A 16,467-nucleotide genomic window follows, 5' to 3' on the forward strand; every position below is an offset into this window, starting at 1 on the left:
GTTATCCTTTCAAATTTCCCTACTGCCCATCCCATTAAGGTGGGCTTTTTACTCTTTATATTCAAATTGTGAAGTCGTATAAACCTCTCTAACAACCGTTAAAAAGTGCTCTAACACTACAGACTTTTCATCTTGTCTCCATCCAATATATAAATTTATTTTCGGTGTATTTTCTTGAATGTCTTTATACATGACTCCCGATTTTTTATAACTTTCCACTGATGATGGAACGACAGAAATCCCCATTCCTGTAGCAACTAAATTCACAATCGTTTGCATTTGAATCGCTTCTTGAACAATATTTAAACTTACTCCATGTTCCCAAAAGTAACTAATAATTAAATCATAAAAGTTTGTACCAAAATGACGGGGAAATAAAATAAATGGTTCATCAATTAATGATTTGATTGAAATCTTACGTAACTGAGCTAAAGGGTGGTCTTGATGCAACACCAATTTTAAATATTCTTCAGAACAAACTTCGGAAGATAATATTTCATTATTCTGCTTGGAACGAATAAACCCAATATGAATTTGTTTTTCATAGAGCGCTTTTATTTGCTGGTCTGTTGTCATCTCGCGTAATATGAGCTGTATTTTAGGAAAACGTTCTCGAAATTTTTTTAATATCTCTATAACGGTTTCTGTAGAATCGACAAAACCGATTATTAAATGTCCTATCTTCCCTTCATCCGCAAGCTGTGTCTCTTTAATGGTTCTATCTACTTGAAGCAACGTTTGCCTAGCGCCCTCTAAAAATATTTCCCCCGCACTGGTAAGTTCAACCATTCTTTTTGTTCGATGAAAAAGTTGAACTCCCAATTCTTCTTCTAATTTACGAATTTCTTGGCTTAAAGGTGGTTGTGCCATCAATAGGCGCTCTGCCGCACGACTAAAGTTTAATTCTTCTGCCACCGTTATGAAATATCTCATTTTTCGAATGTCCATTACAATCCCCCAGTCATCAACAATTAACAAAAAAGTACTTTCAAGACTAAAAAGCATATGTATGACTAGTTGTTCTCTTACCTTTTCAGTTGCGTTTATCTTCTCTTATGTAAATAATCTTTCATTCTCGAATTGTATCAGTATTTCAAAATAAGGCTAAAAAACTTATCTTAAAAGTTCTTTAGCCTGAATCACTACACATTATAAAATTTAATTCGTACAACGGTACCATTACCAACTTCTGAATGGATTTCTACACTATGTCCTAATTGTTTTGTAATTTCATATACAAGATATAACCCCATTCCAGTTGATTCTTTAAAATCTCTACCATTTTCTCCGGTAAAGAAAGGTTTAAATACTCTTGGCAAATCTTGCTTCGGTATCCCGACGCCACTATCGGCAATTTCAAGTACAACTGTATTACCTTCCCTACATGTTTTCACTTTAATCTTTTCTCTACTACCTGATGAATATTTAATCGCATTCGATATAATTTGGCCGATTAAAAATTGTAACCATTTCGCATCACTTTCTACAGTAATGCCCTTATCAATTTCAAGCTCTGGATATACAAAATTTCGGATAAAGAAGCGTTTATGTTCATGCACGGAATCATTCACTATTTGATGTAGCTGCACTCTTTCTACATAAAAATCTTGTGTAAATGCTTCTAAACGCGCGACATACAAAGCCATCTCTAACCCCTTTTTCAACCTATCTGTTTCCTCATTAATACTTTCAAAACGCGAATCTACTTCATCTTGCGTAATTAATTCTATTACAGATAAAGGTGTTTTCATTTGATGAATCCACTGATTCATAAAGGTTAAATGATCATTATTTTTTCTCTCTTGTAATTGCAGCTGATTTTGATAATGACGATATTGTGTATCAAGCAGATCTTGGAGAGCGGTAGATAAAACTGCAAAATCAGATTTTTGAACAGATTCATCCAAAGATTGCATTGGATTTGCCAAACGTTCATAGAAAGAACGATGTGTAAAATAACGAAATAATAAATAACTTACCATAAAAAAAGCACCTAAAAACATTGCATATAATGCTGTTGTTATGTGGTTGTGCCCATCAAACCAATATACGAGGAATATGGCTAGTAGTTGGATCGCTGTAAAACAAATGAGTGGTATATGATCGCGTATAAACAGCTTTATCATTTTTCCATACCAGTATCCCAAGTAATATGCAACCTATATCCAACACTACGAATCGTTTCAATCGCCCCTTCAATATGTAACGTTTTTAACTTTTTACGCACACGTGTTGTATTTACACTTAATGTATTATCATCAACATAGGATTCACTATCCCATAATTTATTTAATAACACTTCTCTACTTACAACACGCGGATAATTTTTCATTAACGTCTCTAATAAAATAGCTTCGTTTCTCGTTATATCAATTTCTTGATTCATAAGTTTTAATACAAGTCTTTCGGGATATAAACAAAGACCTTGTTGCTCAACCATACGTTCTTCTAGTTTCGGTGCATAATCTCCGTAAGCACGTCTTAAATGACTACGAATTTTCGCCATTACAACTTCATAATGAAAAGGTTTCGGAATAAAATCATCGCCACCATTTTCTAACGCCATAACTTGATCCATCGTGCCTTCACGAGCCGAAATAAATAATATCGGACATGTAGAAACCGCACGAATTTGACGACACCAATAATATCCATCAAAACTCGGTAAATTAATATCTAATAAAACTAACTCTGGTTGTTCTTCTAAAAATATGTCTAACACATTTTGAAAATCCGATACAATAATTCCTTGGTAACCATATTTCGCAACATAAGTTGATAATAGCTCCGCAATTTTCATATCATCTTCTACAATCATAATTTTAACCATTATTGAACTCCTTTTTGATCCACAATCTTAAATATACTTATACAAAATAAATACTACCTCTTTTCATTAAATCCGTAAATTAAAAAAGGATGCTTTTATACAAAAGTATCCTTTTTTAATTTTTCTTATTTAATATCAAATTCACTCAGAGTAAATCCCAATTTTTCCACATAATCCATCCCAAGTTCCATCCGCGCCGTTTTCAGCGGATCCACAACTTGGCAAACTCGTAGATTACCAGCGGCTGATAATAAGAACGTTGCCTCCACTTTAGAAACCTTTAGTTCATCACATAAAAACGAAAACATATTATTTACTGCACGATTTGCAGCATCATCTAACATTTCCTCTGATGCAATTGTCATTATACGATCCTTTTGAATAGCCATCGGTAGTGGCCATTGTTTTCCCTTTATAACATCTACTTTCATTGTTACTTCACCAGCTACCTCTACACCGGACGCCCCAACTTCTCCATCACCCATCGCAGCATGTAGATCCCCTAATGCAAGTAATGCCCCCGGAACATTTACTGGCAATAATAATGTTGTTCCTTCTTTAATTTGTTTACAATCCATATTGCCACCATGATCATGAGGTGTACCACATGAAATGCTGGCCTCTTTTGGAGCCGTACCAATTACTCCAATCATAGGATTAATTGGAATTTGTATTTTATCAGAAAACATTACATGCTCGTTACAAATAGATACCATTTTCATCGCATTATCTTTAATTGCACTATCCATGACACTCAAATTTGGACCTGTCATTAAAACGCCTCGTTCTGCAATTTCAATCTTTTCAATCGTTACAGCTAATATATCCCCAGGCTCTGCCTCTTTAATATATACAGGTCCTGTTGCTGGATTAATATGATCCCAATCTATTCCTTGGAATCCAACTTCTTCAGAATTAATTTGATTTCCAAAACAATCGTATGTTTCAAATACAACTTGACTACCAGCCTCCACTTGTAAACAAGGTTGATTTTGTGGTGACATGGCATAAATGATATGTTCTTTACTAATACGATACATACAATCTCTCCTTCCTTATTTTTATATTTCTATATACAATTAGATTTTCTTTATGCATACTCCTTGTTTTTATATAAAAATAAAATGATGCTACTTCATTTCTAATTGTACTAACACTTAACTTACGTTCATACATACTCTTTACTATAGCACCTCGAGAAAGGCGGTTCCCTTATGCCTCTAATTCCCTACAATGAAAGTGACGTTGACTTACTAGCACGTTTAATACGTGCTGAAGCTGAAGGCGAAGGTCGGCAAGGCGAACAACTTGTCGGCTGCGTTGTAGTAAACCGTGTATTTTGTGATTGCTTAGATTTTAAACAGATCCGTACAGTACGCGATGCTGTATATCAAAGCCCTGGTGGATTTGAAGCGGTTCAATACGGATACTTTTATCAACGTGCTCGTGAATCGGAAAAAGAAATCGCAAGACGAGTTTTACAAGGTGAATGGCGCTGGCCAGCAAGATGGGCTCTTTGGTATTTCCGTCCAGTCGGGGCTTGCCCGCCCCAGTGGTATAATCAGCCGTTTGCAGGGCAATTTAAAAGTCATTGTTTTTATGAGCCTAGTGGCGATGAATGTCCAAAAATGTATTCGCGGTAATACAAATTAAGCACCGCAAGTACTTATTCATATGAGTACTTGCGGTGCTTTTGTATTTATTTTTAGAAATCTAATAACGAGACAATTTTTTCAACACCTACAACATGTATAAGTAGCGGTATACGCGGTCCGTTTACTTGATTAATAATAAGTTTATATATAGTACTAAACAGTAATTTTTGGTTTTCTTTCATTATTTTTTTATTCTCATGATGACAAATCGTATACAATTGTTCCATTAGGTTAGAATGGTCATTATTAGAACGAAGTATTTCATAAACTTCTACTACCCATTTTTTCTGCCAATCTTCTAATGTGTTATAAAACTCCGTATTTTTCTCTTGATTTATCGCAATCAATTTTTCAGATTGAAAATTTCTTATCCAATACTCTGCACGATTACTTATCTCTATCATTTCAGGTAATTCATAACTCCTATCTATTTCCCCTAATATATTTTTTAAAATAGATGAATCAAAATTTAATAATGGTAAAGTTCCTGCTACTTGATTAAACTTCGGATATTCTTTAAACCGGCTATCAACTCTAGAAAGTTTAATTGCATCAAATAAATCATCATTTTTCAGCGTTTTATTTTGGTAACTGTCCTTCAATCGTTCATACTCTGTATAATTTCGGATAACATCTTCATCAAGTCCAATATGAAAAGCTGCGCCCGGCTTATATTTTGCAAACATAAAAAGAATCACTTCTGGTAAATACACTTTTAATAAATCGCTTGGTGTAATGATATTCCCTGAAGAACTGGACATTTTTTCATTATTACCTTTAATTCCAATGAAATCATAAGCAATGTAATGAGGGGCTTCACGGTTGAAAATTTTCTTCGCAATTTCTTTTGATACATTATAACTACCCGTTTCCGATGAATGATCTCTTCCGCCCGGTTCGAAAATAACATCCTCTATCATCCATCTCATCGGCCAATCAATTTTCCAATTCAATTTCATTTTATTTGTATTTAATACCGATAATTCATTTTGATCTCCACATTCACAGTCATAACGAACTGTTTTTAATACCTCATCAAAATGTGTAATAGTTGTTGCATCTTTCCCGCACCTCTCGCAATATAACGTAACTGGATAAAAGTTTTCTCTATCTTCTTCGCGATGAACTTCTGTTTTAAAATTCATTACAATATCATATATTTCTTTTCTTTTATACAAAGACTCTAATATGTTTCCGTTATACCTTCCACTTCTATATTCAACATGTTGATAAATGAATTCTACTTCAATTCCAAATGCTTGGAGCGATTTCTCAAACTCTTTTTCAAAATGTTCTGCGTACGAGTTATAGTGACCATAAGGATCAGGAATATCACAGTATGGCATACCAATATATTTTGCAAAAGATGGATCAATATTTTTGGGAACTTTTCTAAACCTATCGTAATCATCCCATGAAAAGATAAAGCGAGTCTTTTTCCCTAAATCTTGAAGTGCCCTTACAACGAAATAAGTCGTTACTATTTCACGAAAATTCCCAATATGAACAGAGCCAGATGGACTAATTCCAGATGCACAAACAAAAGTTTCTTTGTTTGGATATTTCCTAATTAATTCATGTGCTACTTCATACGCCCAATGCATATATTACTCACCTCAATTATATTTTTGTTTTCGCATTTTCAGTTTTATGCAATAAAAAAACTCCCACCCCCAAGATTATTCATCTTGAGGACGAGAGTTATTAGCTTCGCGGTACCACCTCAGTTTGTTAATATGTCACCATATTAACCTCTTCAGGTACGACAAAATATGCTTATACCCTATCTCTATAACGGGAGAACCCGTCGCACCATCCCTAAATAAATTAGTTCCTTGCGCAGCTCCAAGTCTTTTTTCGTTAAGGTGTTTACCGCTCTTTCTCAGCTATCAGAGCTCTCTGTATGTATTCTTTCTTAACTACTCTTCTCTTCAACGCCATTTTAATTATTAGTTTTTACATATGATAATTTATAATATATATATTGTCAAATTTTTCTGAACACATGTTAATCAAACATTTTTTTCACTATCTAAAAAAATGTTTGATTGCTTCTAATTGTATCTTGTGACTGCACTCATCACAACAATATGCCCCTTTCGGTTTCTCTTTAAACCGCTTATACTTTTCACTTCCTTCATATACGCGAAATACATTTTTACATGAGAAGCAAATAATTTCATAAAACATCATATGCATTTTCCACCCCATAGTTATACGCTATTTTCGAATTATTTGAGGAGGTCCTCTTTTCACACCGTAAATCTTAATTTCATTTCATTGAATGAAAGGTTTACCTCTATTCTTATCGAACTTTATATGTATCTGTAATAAATTGAGGTGAAACATATTGCACAGAAATATTGAATTAGTCGTAGATGTAAAAGCAAGTTTAGCTGAAGGACCATGTTGGAATGAGAAAAAGCAACTTTTATATTGGATTGATATTATTGAGAAAAAACTATGCATTTATAATCCTGCTGAAAATACGAACCGAGTGATTACTCTCGATCAACAAATCGGTTGTGTCGTTCCATATCTAGATGGTGTAGTACTTTTAGCTATGGAAAAAGGGTTTTATTCTCTTAATCTAAATACAGAAAAACTTACACATATTTATGACCCTGAACCAGACTTATTAGAAAACCGCTTTAACGATGGAAAATGCGATCCAGCTGGCCGCTTTTGGGCAGGCACTACAGACTTATACGGTATTAATGCGGCTGGTTCCTTGTATTGTTTAAACAATAATTTCAACGTAGATAAAAAAATTGTACATGTAAATACGTCAAATGGTATAGCATGGTCTCCTGACGATACATACCTTTATTTTATTGATACACCTACAAAAAGAGTAGTCCGTTTTCATTATGATATACATACTGGTGTAATTAGCAATCCAACAGATGTTATCATCTTCCCTGAAAATGACGGTTTACCAGATGGGATGACAATAGATGAAGAAGGCTGTTTATGGATTGCTCATTGGGGAGGATCGAAGGTTACTAGATGGAATCCCTTGACTGGAGAACAAATTTTAAGTATTCCGATTCCTGCGTTATATGTAACGTCGTGTACATTTGGTGGGCCAAATTTAACCGATTTATATATCACAACAGCCAGAACAAGAATGACGGATGAGGAATTAAAACAGTACCCACATGCTGGTGGTATATTTCGAATTCAAACGAACGTTAAAGGTTGTCCAACATATTCATTTCGCTATAAAAATATAGGAGCTGAAACACAATGAACCGAATTAAATACATAAGAGAAGAAGAGAAAAAATATCACAACCTTTGCTATGATCAATATAAATTATTCGAAGCTGGATCTTGGCTTTATAAGCCTGTCAAAACAGTTATGGACATGATGGATTTTTTTGAAGAACAGAACAATTTACAAGTACTGGATCTCGGTTGTGGTGTAGGCAGAAACAGTATTCCGATTGCACAAAAAATCATGAGTGCTGGTGGCACTATTACTTGTGTAGATTTACTTGATTCAGCTTTAACGAAGTTACAAATTTACAGCAAAGAACATAGTGTATTTGAATACATAAAAATGGAACAATCAGCACTTGAAGACTACTATATTCCCTTTAATACTTATAACTACATCGTTGCGGTATCAAGTTTGGAACATGTTAGATCAATAGACGATTTTAAAAAAGTGCTTCACTCTATGGAAAATGGGACAAAGAGTGGCGGTATCAACTGTTTAATAGTTAACTCTAACATTCAAGAAATTGACTTGGAAACGAATCAAGAATTAGATGCTTTAATTGAAATTAACCTTTCTACGGAAGAAATGATACGTACACTAAAAGACACTTATACCGAATGGCAAGAAGTAAAAGTTGAAATAAAACATTTAACGTATGCTATTGTACGAAACGGTACACACATTCAATTAAATACGAATGCGATTACTTTTGTCGTGCAAAAATTGTAGTTTATACGAGTAGTGAAAATTTTGTTTTTTATAGTCACCACTCGTATATTTATGTAAATATCATTCCATTGTAATTACAATTTTCCCTCTAGTATGCTGACTTTCACTCAAAATATGAGCTTCTCTAACTCCTTTTTCATTAAACGGCACAACGTTACTAATGATCGGTTTGATTTTTTCAGCTTGGATCAAACTAGTTAATTCGTCTAATTGCTTTCCGCATGGTTTTAACCATAAAAACCCTGATTTTATGCCCTTTACTTCATGAAGCGGTTCATGGACGATAGAGATTAGAACGCCACCAGATTTAATAACTTGAAAACTTTTTTCTTGTACTTCTCCGCCGATTGTGTCTAATACAATATCATAATCTGATAGTAGCTCTTCAAATTTATCTTTTTTATAATCAATAACGAGGTCAGCCCCTAAACACTTTAAAAACTCTTCATTTTTACTACTTGCAGTTGTTGCGACAAAAGCTCCAAATGATTTCGCAATTTGAATTGCAAAATTTCCTACTCCGCCAGCTCCAGCATGAATTAATACTCGATTATTTTCTTTTATTTGTGCATAATCCACAAGACTTTGCCAAGCTGTAAGTCCTGCAAGAGGTATAGATGCTGCTTCTTCAAAACTAAGATTATCAGGCATACGTGCTACTAAATCTGATTTTACTGTAATGTATTCACCATAAGAGCCTTTCCCTATATTTTCAGGTTTCGTAAACACTTTATCCCCTATTTTAAAACGATTCACATCTTCTCCAACTTCTTCAATTACTCCAGCGACATCTAATCCTAAAGTAATCGGAAATGAAAATCGCAATTTTTCTTGTAAGTCTCCCTTTCTAATTTTCCAATCAACAGGATTTACAGATGTTGCATGTATGCGTATTAATACTTCATTACATTTAACAACCGGCTTTGGAACTTGTCTTTCTTGTAATTCTTCAACGCTACCATATTGATTAATAACAATTGCTTTCATTTCCTCGCCTCCTTGTTATTTATTTTAATCACTTACAATTATTTTTCAAAATATTTTGTTTTGAATGAAAATAAATATATTTGGAGGTGCTATGTATATTACTCTACTAACTAAGAGTCCAGGGTACAAAAAACATTTACCTTACTTTCATACAATCTAACTTACGGTTAAGAAAAACGCAAAATTATACCTTCTTTATTTGGAAATGAACTTTAATTGAAACGGAGAGTGTACTATGAGTGAACAAGTTTTCAAAGTAAACGGTATTGATATATGTACAGAAAGTTTTGGCAATCCTAACAATCCAGCAATTTTATTAATTATGGGAGCTACGTGTTCAATGGTTTATTGGGATGAAGAATTTTGTGAAAGATTGGCTAGCACAGGAAGGTTTGTCATTCGCTATGATAACCGTGATGTTGGGCGCTCTGTTACATATGAGCCTGGGACTTCTAATTACACTGTAGCAGACATGGCTGAAGATGCAATTGGGGTACTCGATGCGTATCATATTGACAAGGCACACCTTTTTGGTATGTCATTAGGAGGTATGATTGCTCAAATTGCTGCAGTAAAACACCCAGAAAGAATTTTAACCTTAACATTACTAGCAACAAGCGTTATTGGATCTGATAACAATACTCGTGATTTACCTCCAATGGATGAAAGAATTTTGACACATCATGCTATTGGTGCGAATTTAGATTGGACAAATAAAGATGTTATAGCGAAATATTTAGTTACAGGATCACGTCTACTCTGTGGATCAAAGCGTATATTTGATGAAGCAAGAACTTTGAAACAAGTAAAACAAGAAATAGAACGTGCTAACAATTTATTAAGCATGTTTAATCATGCCCTCCTTACAGGTGATGATTCTTATGAAGGTATACTTAAATCATTACTAGTACCTAGTTTAGTAATTCATGGTACGGACGATACAGCTCTTCCACTTGAACATGGACTCGCACTTATTGATGAAATTCCGAACTCAAAGCTATTCCCCCTTGAAGGTACAGGACACGAGAATCATCCCGATGACTGGGATAAAATTATTAAAGCAGTTTCAGAACATATATCCCATATAAGATAAGAACAACTAATAGAAGGGGCACAAATTGTTTTGCCCCTTCTATTTATAAAGATTACGATACAATAACAAAAACCCATCACTGTGTCCTTATGTATAGTGATGGGTTCTACCTATATTTTTCTATGTTCAAAAGAATGGACAATCTAATTGATCAACAGATTCCCACGATTTTTTTTTTACGCTTTCGGTGGATTTACTATTTTCTAGTGGTACGTTTTTAAATGGATTCATTTCAACTTTTAATAGAGATGATGGTTCTACATATAAAGAAAAAACATGGCTACTTGGCAAGGTTTTCGATACATCAATATCTCCTACTTGTTTAAATAATTGCTGGGCTGCAAAGAAAAAGAAATTAGTTGGATTGGATTGTTTATTAAGCCAAGCAATCATTTCAGGCGATACTGATTTATTAATATTAATTTTCACTCGATCACCACGTTTATATCGCCTAGATCGCATACTTCCACCAACTAACTTATCGTTAAGTTTGTGAATCCTAACTCTTTTTGCTTATGCTCTCTATATTTTGGCGAACATGTATATACTAAAAGACCACGAGCATTTGTAAATAGCGGGTTATCTACAAAAATCACATTTTTCAAGCGTCCTTTTTGTTTCAAAATCATTTTTAAGCTATTTTTAATAATAACTGCGCCCCCACCATAAATAAATACATATGGATCGTCTTTCATATCATCAATTTTGTTAATAATATCCGTTGCGACACGTGCTGCTAAACCTAAAAATGCTGGTTGCGATTCCTCAACTAACAATGCATTTCTTGGGTGCTTTTCATTTAAATAAATTTGATTAAATTCTGTAATGCTATCAATCGTTTTCGTAGGATATTTCCGATTCCACCTCGTAATAATTTGTAGTAACGTTTCTTTTACACCATAAGATAATCCTTTACTTAATTGCGGACGGAAATTTACCCCTAATGAAACAACTTCTTCCGTTGTCCCCGCGCCAATATCAAAAGACAATAAAGTTTTATCTACAAAATCAATTTCTGAAACTTGATTTTGTTCACATTCTATTTTATGTTTCACAACATTTCCTTCCTCATCATATACAATCCCCCACGTCCCAGAAGCGCCTTCAGGTAGACATTTACAAAACTCAATAGAAACATTAATCGTAACATCGCGCCCGTTTGGATAATGGAATATGACCTTGTGATTCCCCATATACCGTTTCGCATTTTCAGCAGCGATTTCCTGTGTAATAAGTTGCATTGGAAGAGCAACAGATAAATCATAACGAATATTAATATGACTTGAAGTTGGACTTTGACGCATAGCACTTATCGCTAGCCCTGAAAGGATTGTAATAACCATCAACTCATCAGTAGATTTATTTGATTTCTTCTCCACTTCAGTACCTTTTAATTGATCTTGAATCACTTTTTCTCCAACGATGTATCGTACATTATTTAACATTAGCGATGGAGAACTAATGGTCACATCAATGTGATTCTCTAATTCTGACGATGAAACATCACTCTCATCTAACAACCCCGTAGGCTCACCTATATATAAAGAATAAATACTCGGAATAAAAATAGGTTCCTGCCCTTTCACCATTAACTTCAAACCATTATTTCCTGCATCTGCACCAGCTTTTAAAAGAATAGACATAACTACCCCCTAATTTAATCTGACATCCCTTCCAAATATATGCGAGCCCATTCTTTTACATTCAAATGTAATGTAATTTTTTCTTCATCCTTTAAACAAAATATCATAAATATTCATTTTGTATGTAAAAAACATTTGACATGAAACTTTTCCAATTTTATACTATGGTTGTAAAGAGTTTTTTACAACAGTGGAGGTGCAATTATATATTGAATACTAAAAAGATTATCTTTGTAATCATTGTTTTATCGTTAATCGCGATACTCGGACATGGCGCATACAAATACGCAACTGAAGGCTCAATTTTGGGTGGAACGATTTTCGCTGCTTCTTTAATACTTAGTAATTTAATTAATCATATTACATGGGGGGATCCAAACGGAGTATCGAAAGAAAGTCAAGATGAGATGGGACAACAAATTACATATAAAAGCTTTAAAATCGCGTATTTTGTGCTTGTAGGTGTTATGTTCCTTATATTACTCTGCTCAGAAGGATTTTCTATGGGTTCCAATTTAGATGGTGTAAAAAACCTTCCACTCTTTATTGCACTCTGTTCTTCCTTTCTTATTTTCCCTATTGTTGAACTCATTGTCGCAAAACAATATAAATAAAAAATGTGGTTTTCTATATGCAGAAAACCACATTTTTTATATTCAAATCCCTTCTGCTATTGCTTTCAGCTTATTCACAGTTCGCCAGTTCCTTACTGTAGCTGGCGTATGTAATTTTTGAAACTGGTTCATTAGTTTAGAATTCCGAATGCTTTTTTTGAAAAATAAATACACTACTGTTCCTTCGATATGGAAATCTTCTATGTCATTTTTGTATATAAGTAACCGCTTACTGTCTTCTTCAGAAAGTGGATTAGCTAAAAAGGCCACATGTACACTTTCTCCTTCTAATAACGAATGGGTCTCGTAAGGACACTTTTTAATAATATTAATAAATTCATCATTTGCTCTTAACATGACCGGAACATCGAAATCAAAAATGTTCTTAATTTCACATTCAATTCGTTCCTTTAGAAAACTTATATCATCCTCTGATTCAAATACTACATTTCCACTTTGAATATATGTTTTCACTTGTTTTAACCCTATTGATTCAAACATTTTTTTCAAATCTGTCATTTTGATTACTTTATGTCCACCTACATTAATTCCCCGCAGTAGTGCAATGAAAATTGTCATATAATTACTCCTCACGTATTTAAGTGCTCAACAATCGATTTGTTTTGCACCTTCATATTTCTCGGATACTTGCTTTAATTCCTCTAACATATCATGCATGGACAATATCTCAAACAACAAAGCTTACTACATGATTTTTCAAGAGTAAGCTTTGTTATCTCATTATCTCGTTATAGGTAAATGTAATATGAATTGTTGTCCAATTGGTCCCATTCTTCTATACCCTTTATCTTGAAATCCAACTTTTTCATATAACTTTTGCGCTGGAATATTTTTTTCATTTACAGCAAGTACTACTTCATTTTTTATTGGATAATAATATTTTACAAAATCTTGTAGTAACGCCAATGATTTTTTAGCATATCCCTTTCTTTGTTTATTGTGATTAATAGAAAAAGAAGTTAAAAGTATGGCATCATTATTATTTGTAAACTCTTGTACTCTATCACCTGTTTGTAATGCAAATACACCGATAGGTAATCCGCTATAATCCAAAATAACAACAACATTTTTAGTTCGATCATTTTTCGCTTTCTCCAATAATTCACCTGGATTCGCTGTGAATTGAACTTGTTCACTTGGTAAAGTAAATGATCGTATTATCTCTTTATACTGCTCCTTATACTGAACTAATTGTATTTCCCCAGTATGTATGTTCATGCTAAACTCTCCCATTTTTTTATCATATTAGCTTAAGCCTTGCTGTGTTTTAGAATGCACCTTTCCATCCAAAAATGTAATCTCAGCAAATGATTTTGAATCGCTACCTTTCCAAGCAAAAATTTGTTTAATTTGTGTAGAATGTTCTACCCCTTCTTCTATGAGTAAATCCCCTTCAAAACCGATTAATTCTTTCACTTCTAAATAAGTCATTCCTTCATTAATATTTGAGAAATGATTTATATTAATGGAATCTTGCTTTTTATTTTCCGTTATAGTAGAAGACGTAGCTGTTTTCTTCTTCACTTCTTTCTTCTGGTCACACGCTGTCATACTGAAACCTATGCATAAACTACCTAATATGAGTGCGCTTTTTTTCATCATAACGGTTGTCCCTCCCCTCATTATTAAACCATATATTCCTTTAAAAATAAACTGAATATTTAATCTTACAGAAAAATCCCGTACAATTTAGTACGGGATTTTCACTATTTTTTCAAATGGTTATTTGACTGATCTTCTTGTTCTTTTCGTAGCTCTTGTTCTTCATCTTTTGGTAATTGTTTATCATTATCTTTAATCGGATTCGTTTCTCTATTTTCAATCATATCATTTGGAACTTGCGGCATTACTCGGCCAACAATTGCTGCCAATTCATCAAGTATACCTTCACCAGTTTTACCTTTTTTAATTTGCTTACCTATTTGTTTTAGTCGTTCATACGTATCAACATCTGCTACAACGACTGCATTAGCACCATTTGGGTCATTCTTTAAACTTTCTGCAACGGAATACTTAATTGACTCAACACGAGTTCGATCAAGTTTCGCTTTTACATCAATACCTACAACAGCATATTTCCCAACTACTACTGCTGTCGCATCATTCACACCTGGTACACTTGCAGCTAAAGATGCTAGATGATCAGCAGCTTTTTCGTTTGGCTTATTTGATTTGTTTGTATAATTAACATTTTTCATGGAGACATTTTTTTGTTCTGGCTTTTCATTAGGATTGTCTTTTTTTCCAATGCTACATCCAGTAATGACGAAACAAAGTATTAACATATATATAATGATTTTCATTATTTTCACCACTTTATCATTGATGTTTAATCATAAATTTTTTCAACAGCTTGCATCTTCTTCACTTTTTCTTCTGCACCGCTATTTGCGTTAATGAAAATTTGGTACGTATCTTTCCCTAAAGTACCAATAAATTCATAACAAAGTACTTCATTATGCAAGTCATTTACTACTACAGCTTTACGTTCTTCCATAACTTTTACATCGGGGTTAATTTTCTTTTTCGCCTCAGCAGCGGTTAGCTTCGCACTCGGAATCGTTCGTTTTTGATGCGATGCTAAATATTCCTTTGCGGAAAAACCAACAATCGACCCATCATCTAAAGCAATTTTCATTTGGATTGCTTCTGGATAAATACGCACTCCATTTTCACTTACAACGTACGTAAACACACCGATATTATCATATTGAGAACTATCAAACAGCTCCATATTGGTAAACTTGTGATCCTTTAAAAACGTCAATCCTTTACTTCCTGCATCATTTAAACTGATTTTTTGCTCTTTAATTTCTCGGTTATTCATTACCCAAATTGGATATCCACCTTTTCCGGTAATATCCATATAATACTCATTGTTCGTTGCTGGATCTTGAATTTTCACACTGTAGAATGATTCTTTTGCACCTTTTCCACTTTTCTCAACTTCTACTTTTTCATTCCCTTTTAAGTTTAAAAATGATTTCGCGATTTTTTCCGCTTCCTCTTTCGAAATCGCCTTTCCTTTTGCCTCAAATCCGCCTTTTTTATTCTTTTGTGCACTTGTAAAAGTCGGTCCAAAGTTTGTGGACGAGTATGATGTTACATTCTTTTCTACCGTCTTTAATCCATCGATAATTGTGTTATCTGCTGGATCTTGGTTTGACGCAAGAGCCATTTCTACATCCATCCAGCGAAGATTATTTTTCAATACAAGATGCTGCACTTTTCTCAGTTCATCTTGTATATTTCCTGCATTTGAATATAAACCTTGTAACGTTTTATATTCTTGATCATTTAACGGATCTTTTTCTAAATCACGAACCGCTGCACGATAACTAAAATCACCGATATTCGCAAGGAACTCTTCCGTTTTATTAAATGGCATTAATGTTAAAGGTAATTGTCCTACATCAGAACGAGCCTCTGATGTTAAACGCCATACATCTACTAAAGCTGGCGATAATGAGGAACGTGAATTCATCGCCAGTGTTGTTCCAATTTTATCGTGTAATAAATCAACTTCATATGCTAAATCATGAAACGCACGCTGATAACTATTTTCCGCTCGAATTAATACTGCATTTTTCTCTTGATGCTCTTTATAGCCCCAATACCCTGTTCCGACTACACCTACTGTTAACAATACGATGATAATACCTCGTAACAT

At 33.8% G+C, this 16,467-nt stretch carries 19 protein-coding genes and 1 other annotated feature; of the genes, 5 read left to right on the forward strand and 14 right to left on the reverse strand.

The features are described 5' to 3' along the window. Positions 1–48 precede the first annotated feature (48 nt). From FT637_RS11415 to FT637_RS11430, 4 genes are all read right to left on the reverse strand, one after another. Positions 49–948, reverse strand: coding sequence for a LysR substrate-binding domain-containing protein (locus tag FT637_RS11415; protein WP_193646388.1), 900 nt, complete (start codon positions 946–948; stop codon positions 49–51). A gap of 194 nt (positions 949–1,142) precedes the next feature. After that, the gene (locus FT637_RS11420; protein ID WP_193646704.1) at positions 1,143–2,126 is read right to left on the reverse strand and encodes a sensor histidine kinase; all 984 of its coding nucleotides are present in this window, start codon (positions 2,124–2,126) and stop codon (positions 1,143–1,145) included. After that, on the reverse strand, positions 2,123–2,830 hold the full coding sequence (locus tag FT637_RS11425) for a response regulator transcription factor (protein WP_002200292.1): 708 nt from the start codon (positions 2,828–2,830) through the stop codon (positions 2,123–2,125). The genes FT637_RS11420 and FT637_RS11425 overlap by 4 nt, the downstream gene beginning before the upstream one ends. A gap of 125 nt (positions 2,831–2,955) precedes the next feature. Continuing rightward, positions 2,956–3,870 carry an acetamidase/formamidase family protein gene (locus tag FT637_RS11430; RefSeq protein WP_193646389.1) on the reverse strand — a complete coding sequence of 305 codons (915 nt, stop codon included), beginning with the start codon at positions 3,868–3,870 and terminating at the stop codon, positions 2,956–2,958. 174 nt (positions 3,871–4,044) lie between these two features. Here FT637_RS11430 and FT637_RS11435 point away from each other — a divergent pair, with 174 nt between their 5' ends. Continuing rightward, the gene (locus FT637_RS11435) at positions 4,045–4,473 is read left to right on the forward strand and encodes a cell wall hydrolase (protein ID WP_193646390.1); all 429 of its coding nucleotides are present in this window, start codon (positions 4,045–4,047) and stop codon (positions 4,471–4,473) included. 62 nt (positions 4,474–4,535) lie between these two features. Here the strand turns inward: FT637_RS11435 and lysS are convergent, their stop codons facing one another. Beyond that, positions 4,536–6,089: a lysine--tRNA ligase gene (gene lysS / locus FT637_RS11440; protein ID WP_193646391.1), complete on the reverse strand. Its 1,554-nt coding sequence runs from the start codon at positions 6,087–6,089 to the stop codon at positions 4,536–4,538. An 83-nt stretch (positions 6,090–6,172) separates the two neighbouring features. Then, positions 6,173–6,429, reverse strand: a binding site (T-box leader). 84 nt (positions 6,430–6,513) lie between these two features. Continuing rightward, positions 6,514–6,684, reverse strand: coding sequence for a DUF2197 domain-containing protein (locus FT637_RS11445; RefSeq protein ID WP_193646392.1), 171 nt, complete (start codon positions 6,682–6,684; stop codon positions 6,514–6,516). A 151-nt stretch (positions 6,685–6,835) separates the two neighbouring features. Between FT637_RS11445 and FT637_RS11450 the strand changes: the two genes are divergently transcribed. Both FT637_RS11450 and FT637_RS11455 read left to right on the forward strand, forming a co-directional pair. Further along, entirely contained in the window at positions 6,836–7,738 is a 903-nt protein-coding gene (locus FT637_RS11450; protein ID WP_193646393.1) for an SMP-30/gluconolactonase/LRE family protein, read from the forward strand. After that, a complete protein-coding gene (locus tag FT637_RS11455; protein WP_193646394.1) occupies positions 7,735–8,439 on the forward strand; it encodes a class I SAM-dependent methyltransferase in 705 nt (234 codons plus the stop codon). The genes FT637_RS11450 and FT637_RS11455 overlap by 4 nt, the downstream gene beginning before the upstream one ends. 60 nt (positions 8,440–8,499) lie before the next feature. Here the strand turns inward: FT637_RS11455 and FT637_RS11460 are convergent, their stop codons facing one another. Continuing rightward, positions 8,500–9,426 (reverse strand): NADP-dependent oxidoreductase, encoded by a 927-nt coding sequence (locus FT637_RS11460; RefSeq protein ID WP_193646395.1) that lies wholly within the window; start codon positions 9,424–9,426, stop codon positions 8,500–8,502. Positions 9,427–9,661: 235 nt separating this feature from the next. Here FT637_RS11460 and FT637_RS11465 point away from each other — a divergent pair, with 235 nt between their 5' ends. Further along, entirely contained in the window at positions 9,662–10,519 is an 858-nt protein-coding gene (locus FT637_RS11465; protein WP_193646396.1) for an alpha/beta fold hydrolase, read from the forward strand. Positions 10,520–10,645: 126 nt separating this feature from the next. On the opposite strand, the gene FT637_RS11470 is transcribed toward FT637_RS11465, so the two are convergent. Then, positions 10,646–10,981 (reverse strand): hypothetical protein, encoded by a 336-nt coding sequence (locus FT637_RS11470; protein WP_193646397.1) that lies wholly within the window; start codon positions 10,979–10,981, stop codon positions 10,646–10,648. Positions 10,982–10,992: 11 nt separating this feature from the next. Next, positions 10,993–12,162: a ParM/StbA family protein gene (locus FT637_RS11475; protein ID WP_193646398.1), complete on the reverse strand. Its 1,170-nt coding sequence runs from the start codon at positions 12,160–12,162 to the stop codon at positions 10,993–10,995. Positions 12,163–12,371: 209 nt separating this feature from the next. On the opposite strand from FT637_RS11475, the gene FT637_RS11480 reads away from it, so the two are divergent. Beyond that, positions 12,372–12,776, forward strand: a complete 405-nt coding sequence (locus FT637_RS11480) for a hypothetical protein (RefSeq protein WP_002110239.1) — start codon at positions 12,372–12,374, stop codon at positions 12,774–12,776. A 42-nt stretch (positions 12,777–12,818) separates the two neighbouring features. Here the strand turns inward: FT637_RS11480 and FT637_RS11485 are convergent, their stop codons facing one another. From FT637_RS11485 to ypeB, 5 genes are all read right to left on the reverse strand, one after another. After that, positions 12,819–13,355 carry a DUF1697 domain-containing protein gene (locus FT637_RS11485; protein WP_193646399.1) on the reverse strand — a complete coding sequence of 179 codons (537 nt, stop codon included), beginning with the start codon at positions 13,353–13,355 and terminating at the stop codon, positions 12,819–12,821. Positions 13,356–13,517: 162 nt separating this feature from the next. Continuing rightward, positions 13,518–14,015 carry a GNAT family N-acetyltransferase gene (locus FT637_RS11490; protein ID WP_193646400.1) on the reverse strand — a complete coding sequence of 166 codons (498 nt, stop codon included), beginning with the start codon at positions 14,013–14,015 and terminating at the stop codon, positions 13,518–13,520. A gap of 27 nt (positions 14,016–14,042) precedes the next feature. After that, positions 14,043–14,399, reverse strand: coding sequence for a DUF3862 domain-containing protein (locus FT637_RS11495; protein WP_193646401.1), 357 nt, complete (start codon positions 14,397–14,399; stop codon positions 14,043–14,045). A 104-nt stretch (positions 14,400–14,503) separates the two neighbouring features. Further along, positions 14,504–15,100 carry a YhcN/YlaJ family sporulation lipoprotein gene (locus tag FT637_RS11500; RefSeq protein ID WP_193646402.1) on the reverse strand — a complete coding sequence of 199 codons (597 nt, stop codon included), beginning with the start codon at positions 15,098–15,100 and terminating at the stop codon, positions 14,504–14,506. A gap of 26 nt (positions 15,101–15,126) precedes the next feature. Beyond that, entirely contained in the window at positions 15,127–16,467 is a 1,341-nt protein-coding gene (gene ypeB / locus FT637_RS11505; protein WP_193646403.1) for a germination protein YpeB, read from the reverse strand.

Source organism: Bacillus cereus, from assembly GCF_015071065.1.
In the GTDB taxonomy this organism is placed as follows: Bacteria; Bacillota; Bacilli; order Bacillales; family Bacillaceae_G; genus Bacillus_A; species Bacillus_A cereus_BA.

Excerpts from the sequence above, each read along its gene's own strand:
- FT637_RS11460 (WP_193646395.1), bottom strand. The coding sequence starts at position 9,426 with ATGAAAGCAATTGTTATTAATCAATATGGTAGCGTTGAAGAATTACAA.
- FT637_RS11475 (WP_193646398.1), bottom strand. The coding sequence starts at position 12,162 with ATGTCTATTCTTTTAAAAGCTGGTGCAGATGCAGGAAATAATGGTTTG.
- FT637_RS11415 (WP_193646388.1), bottom strand. The coding sequence starts at position 948 with ATGGACATTCGAAAAATGAGATATTTCATAACGGTGGCAGAAGAATTA.
- FT637_RS11425 (WP_002200292.1), bottom strand. The coding sequence starts at position 2,830 with ATGGTTAAAATTATGATTGTAGAAGATGATATGAAAATTGCGGAGCTA.
- FT637_RS11470 (WP_193646397.1), bottom strand. The coding sequence starts at position 10,981 with ATGCGATCTAGGCGATATAAACGTGGTGATCGAGTGAAAATTAATATT.
- FT637_RS11500 (WP_193646402.1), bottom strand. The coding sequence starts at position 15,100 with ATGAAAATCATTATATATATGTTAATACTTTGTTTCGTCATTACTGGA.
- FT637_RS11495 (WP_193646401.1), bottom strand. The coding sequence starts at position 14,399 with ATGATGAAAAAAAGCGCACTCATATTAGGTAGTTTATGCATAGGTTTC.
- lysS (WP_193646391.1), bottom strand. The coding sequence starts at position 6,089 with ATGCATTGGGCGTATGAAGTAGCACATGAATTAATTAGGAAATATCCA.
- FT637_RS11455 (WP_193646394.1), top strand. The coding sequence starts at position 7,735 with ATGAACCGAATTAAATACATAAGAGAAGAAGAGAAAAAATATCACAAC.
- FT637_RS11445 (WP_193646392.1), bottom strand. The coding sequence starts at position 6,684 with ATGCATATGATGTTTTATGAAATTATTTGCTTCTCATGTAAAAATGTA.
- FT637_RS11485 (WP_193646399.1), bottom strand. The coding sequence starts at position 13,355 with ATGACAATTTTCATTGCACTACTGCGGGGAATTAATGTAGGTGGACAT.
- FT637_RS11490 (WP_193646400.1), bottom strand. The coding sequence starts at position 14,015 with ATGAACATACATACTGGGGAAATACAATTAGTTCAGTATAAGGAGCAG.
- FT637_RS11435 (WP_193646390.1), top strand. The coding sequence starts at position 4,045 with ATGCCTCTAATTCCCTACAATGAAAGTGACGTTGACTTACTAGCACGT.
- FT637_RS11420 (WP_193646704.1), bottom strand. The coding sequence starts at position 2,126 with ATGATAAAGCTGTTTATACGCGATCATATACCACTCATTTGTTTTACA.
- FT637_RS11465 (WP_193646396.1), top strand. The coding sequence starts at position 9,662 with ATGAGTGAACAAGTTTTCAAAGTAAACGGTATTGATATATGTACAGAA.
- ypeB (WP_193646403.1), bottom strand. The coding sequence starts at position 16,467 with ATGTTACGAGGTATTATCATCGTATTGTTAACAGTAGGTGTAGTCGGA.
- FT637_RS11430 (WP_193646389.1), bottom strand. The coding sequence starts at position 3,870 with ATGTATCGTATTAGTAAAGAACATATCATTTATGCCATGTCACCACAA.